Raw genomic sequence first — 3745 nt, 5'->3', positions numbered from 1 at the left:
AGACTGGTGGTGGTGAGACTGGTGGTGGTGAGACTGGCGGTGGTGAGACTGGTGGTGGTTCTACTGGCGGTGGTTCTACTGGTGGTGGTTCTAATAATGGTGATGGTCTAACAAAAGCTCAATTACAAGATACTCTTCAAAGTTTCTTTGGAAAATCAGGTTCATTCACTGCACCAGGTAATGGCGACGGTTATGTTGGTAACACGGTTATGTCTAATTCAATTGGTTTAATCGAGGCTGAAGTTGAACAGCTAGAAAAAACGCTTGAAAGTACAATAAAACAATCCCCTCTAAAGCTTGGTCAAATGTCTTTCTCTGACGGCTCATACGAGTCTACAACGTTCTCCCTGAGTCGGTGGAATGTTGATGTTGGGTTCAACTTGTTCAACTCTTTAGGCTCTAACAACACCAATATGATTCGAACCGTTATCTTATTCATCGCTACTCTATTAGCTGGCTTTATTTTGCTTTCTTCTGGTCGCTCTAAGGTATAAATCATGGAATATTTCTACAGTGCACTTGATTACATTGTTACGGTCTTCGGCAGTATTTACGACTTCTTCGCCACTATACCGGACTTGTTTATGGACTTGTTCACCTATGCATGGTTTTGGTTCATTAAGCTCTATATCTACTTAAAAATCCAAATGCTAGAGATGGCTTATAACGTTGCCTCTTTGCTGCTTTCTGAATATGAGGTCTATACGGTGTTGAACATGGCTTTTAACAAGCTTCCCTCAGACTTACGCTTTGCCTGTTACCAGTTCGGCATTGTTGATTCAGTTCGAATTATCGTTGATGCGTTTGCTACGGCATTTGTGCTTAGAATTATGGGGTGGTGATATGGCTGTTTCCTTTCGTCATGGCTCTAACGGGGCTTATAAAACTGCTTACGTTACATGGTTTGAAGTGCTTCCTGCTCTACGTGAGGGGCGTATCGTGGTCACTAATATTGAGGGTTTGAAACCTAAAGAATCTATCGAGGAGTTGTTAGGTGAAAAGTTTCCAGATTCAGCACGATTGATTCGAATCTTTTCGCGATCTTCTGAGGGGGTGATGCTTTGGCAAAACTGGTTTAACTGGATGCCAATTGGGGCATTCATTGTTATTGATGAGTGTCAGGATTTATATTGTTCTGAAGCTGGATTCAAGCGTGAGAAGTTTTTAAGAAAACCGCTTTCAGAGTTCGTGGATTATCTACCTAAAGACTTTTCAGAACTGTTCTATTCTCGCTGGCTTCCTGTTGACCCTGATTCGTTCGAAGTAGGGGATGTTGATGATTGTGAACGTACTCAGTTTGATGAAAACAATAGGCTTCTTTACCCGTTCGATTTTTATGGCGCATTCACGCGACATAGAAAATACCAATGGGATATTGTCATGCTTACACCTGACTACACTGCAATTCCCACTTGGCTAAAAGGGTGTGCCGGAGAAGCTTATTCTCATCGTTCAACGGATACGTTCTTTCGAAGTCGTAAGCCTCGAATCTATAATCATTCTCCTAAGTCAACTAAGACATCTCCTTCCACTAAGGCCGATATGGCTAGTAGTTCGACTAAGAAAATTCCTATTGATGTATTCGCGCTTTATAAGTCTACGGGAACGGGAGGTTTTAACGCGACTAAGTCTGACATCTCGGCTTTGAAGTCTCCAAAATTCATTCTTGCGATCCTTATCGGTGTCGTGGCCATTGGCAAATTTATATGGGATTTATCTTATGTACTATCTGATTCTGATGTGGGTGAAGTTCAAACGGTTGATTCGCCAGCTGCCGTTTCCGACTCGGCTACTCTATCCAATTCGACTAACGTTTCAGTATCTGAAAATGCTCCTATCGAAGATGGGGAAAGTTCTGTTCGGGTGGGTTCTAGCAATGCTAATTCTCAAGGTTCTTCTGAAAGTCTTCCTGATGCTGTGAATCCTTTCTTTGATGCTTTTCCTGTGTTTAACGGTTCTACAGCGGTCTATCTTACGTCGGTAAATAGGACGGTTTATCCAAAGGGGTTTGGTGAGTATTCGGATTTTGTCTTTAGAATAGATAAAGGTGTAGACACCTTTTATATACGCTCGGCTGTGTTGAATCGCTACGGTTACCGCTTTGAATTGATTGATGATTGTTTGATTCAAGTGCACTCTAAATCAGTGTCGAGGGTCTTAACGTGTCCACCTACATCGAGTGGCGTTGCTATTGCTTCTGAAAGTAACGATTTAATGAGTGGTAGAGTTGATAATGTTCAAAGGTCTGTTGATATTTTTAGTATGTAATTTTCTTTGCCGCATAGCGTGAGTCGTGAGAGCTGAACAGCGAACGCGGCGCGGCATGATGATAATATAAATTTTAATGAGGTTCTTTATGCAAAGTATAAATATAACGGCTGATGATATCGATATGATTGCTCAATCTCTCGCTATGTACGGTTTTGTTGGTCTTCTAGTGGCTTTATTTGTTTATGACCTTTTGACGTATTTTGCTAGTCGTTTCATATCAATTTTAAAAATAAAATTTAATTTAAAAGTCAATTCTTGACATTTTAAATTTGCATTAGAATTCACAATTTAAATTTAATTATTACATTGATTACATATTGCTTTTATCTAAATCCATTTTAAGGCGCAATTTCCTTTTGCTTTACATAAGTAAAGCCATTTAACTTCGTCGCTTAGGTTGCGTTCTGTGTGTCTTTTTTGGTTTTTGGTTCGCTGTTGGTTCTGCTACTGCATATATACAAATGTACCCTCTTGCTCGTTGTCCATCCGTCTTGCACAGCGAGAAAGCGGGTTTATTATTATAGTGAACCTGACGCGACTCGTACTAATCCCCCCGCCCTGCTAAGCCTTCTTTTTGGTGCAGGGCACTTCCAGTTATCGATTCTATTGGAGCACTAACATAGTGCTAGTGCTCCTCGACTGTATTCGCAAACGTAGTGCGCCAGTGTTTGAACGAAGTGAGTCTTGCACCTTACTATCGATTGTGATCAAATGTTTGTATAGGGAGGTGGTTCAATGAGTCGAAATAAGAAATATGAAGATAAGATGAAATCTAAAGGGTTCAAGAAAGTTACACTTTGGATTCCACAGGATAGAGAATCCGACGTTAAACAAGCTGCATCTGTTATGTGTGATTATGAAAATCTTACAGTTGGAGTTTTGAAAGACGTTCACACAGGGCGTATGGTTTCAATGCACTAAATGAGCCCCGTCACTGGTGACATTATAAAGCCCCTCCTCGGGGCTTTTTTCTATCTAGATTTTATATTTGCTATAGCCCTTGCTGTTTTCAACAAGTACCTCGATGTTTTTATTTCTATTTCGGATTGGATCTCTAACAGGGCTATTCCTGCTAAAACTTGCTGTGCTGTCACCGTTTGGCCTGTTGGTAGTTCTAACCCTTGTCTATGCATTTTGAATTGCTCCCAGTCTTTCGAGTCGTTCAACTCTCGACCTTTTGCCATTCTCATAAGCCTTTTGCATTCAGGGGGTATTGGTTTTCCATCATCCCAACCTGTGACAGTTCTCACAGTTTTAAAACATAGATTTGCTGTTTCTTCCTTGCTTATACAACAAATGTATTCACGAAAAATGTAATTCTCGGTCATTTTTCGATGGTGCATATATTACCCTTTTATTATAAAAGGGTTTATATACATTAGTGATAGTTATGTAACTAGACGCATTTAACGTAAACTCACATAATACGCAGTTGGCTAGTGCTTTATTTGGGGTGGCTGCCATCAGTGCTAAT

At 40.4% G+C, this 3745-nt stretch carries 5 protein-coding genes; 4 read left to right on the top strand and 1 reads right to left on the bottom strand.

Annotation, left to right across the window (positions count from 1 at the left end; all coding sequences use genetic code 11):
• From OW495_RS22955 to OW495_RS22940, 4 genes are all read left to right on the top strand, one after another.
• Positions 1 to 494: hypothetical protein (locus tag OW495_RS22955; RefSeq protein ID WP_289888546.1), on the top strand; the 494-nt coding region annotated here is incomplete at its 5' end.
• A 3-nt stretch (positions 495 to 497) separates the two neighbouring features.
• Positions 498 to 842: a hypothetical protein gene (locus OW495_RS22950; RefSeq protein WP_289888545.1), complete on the top strand. Its 345-nt coding sequence runs from the start codon at positions 498 to 500 to the stop codon at positions 840 to 842.
• 1 nt (position 843) lies between these two features.
• Positions 844 to 2268, top strand: coding sequence for a zonular occludens toxin domain-containing protein (locus OW495_RS22945; RefSeq protein WP_289888543.1), 1425 nt, complete (start codon positions 844 to 846; stop codon positions 2266 to 2268).
• A gap of 738 nt (positions 2269 to 3006) precedes the next feature.
• Positions 3007 to 3192, top strand: coding sequence for a hypothetical protein (locus tag OW495_RS22940; RefSeq protein ID WP_017088003.1), 186 nt, complete (start codon positions 3007 to 3009; stop codon positions 3190 to 3192).
• 50 nt (positions 3193 to 3242) lie between these two features.
• Here the strand turns inward: OW495_RS22940 and OW495_RS22935 are convergent, their stop codons facing one another.
• Positions 3243 to 3614 (bottom strand): phage protein, encoded by a 372-nt coding sequence (locus tag OW495_RS22935; protein ID WP_076646409.1) that lies wholly within the window; start codon positions 3612 to 3614, stop codon positions 3243 to 3245.
• Positions 3615 to 3745 lie beyond the last annotated feature (131 nt).

It is taken from the genome of Vibrio sp. 14N.309.X.WAT.E.F5 (genome assembly GCF_030397615.1).
In the GTDB taxonomy this organism is placed as follows: Bacteria; Pseudomonadota; Gammaproteobacteria; order Enterobacterales; family Vibrionaceae; genus Vibrio; species Vibrio lentus.
Note: the sequence above shows the minus strand (reverse complement) of the source record. Positions and strands in the feature narration are given on the sequence as shown.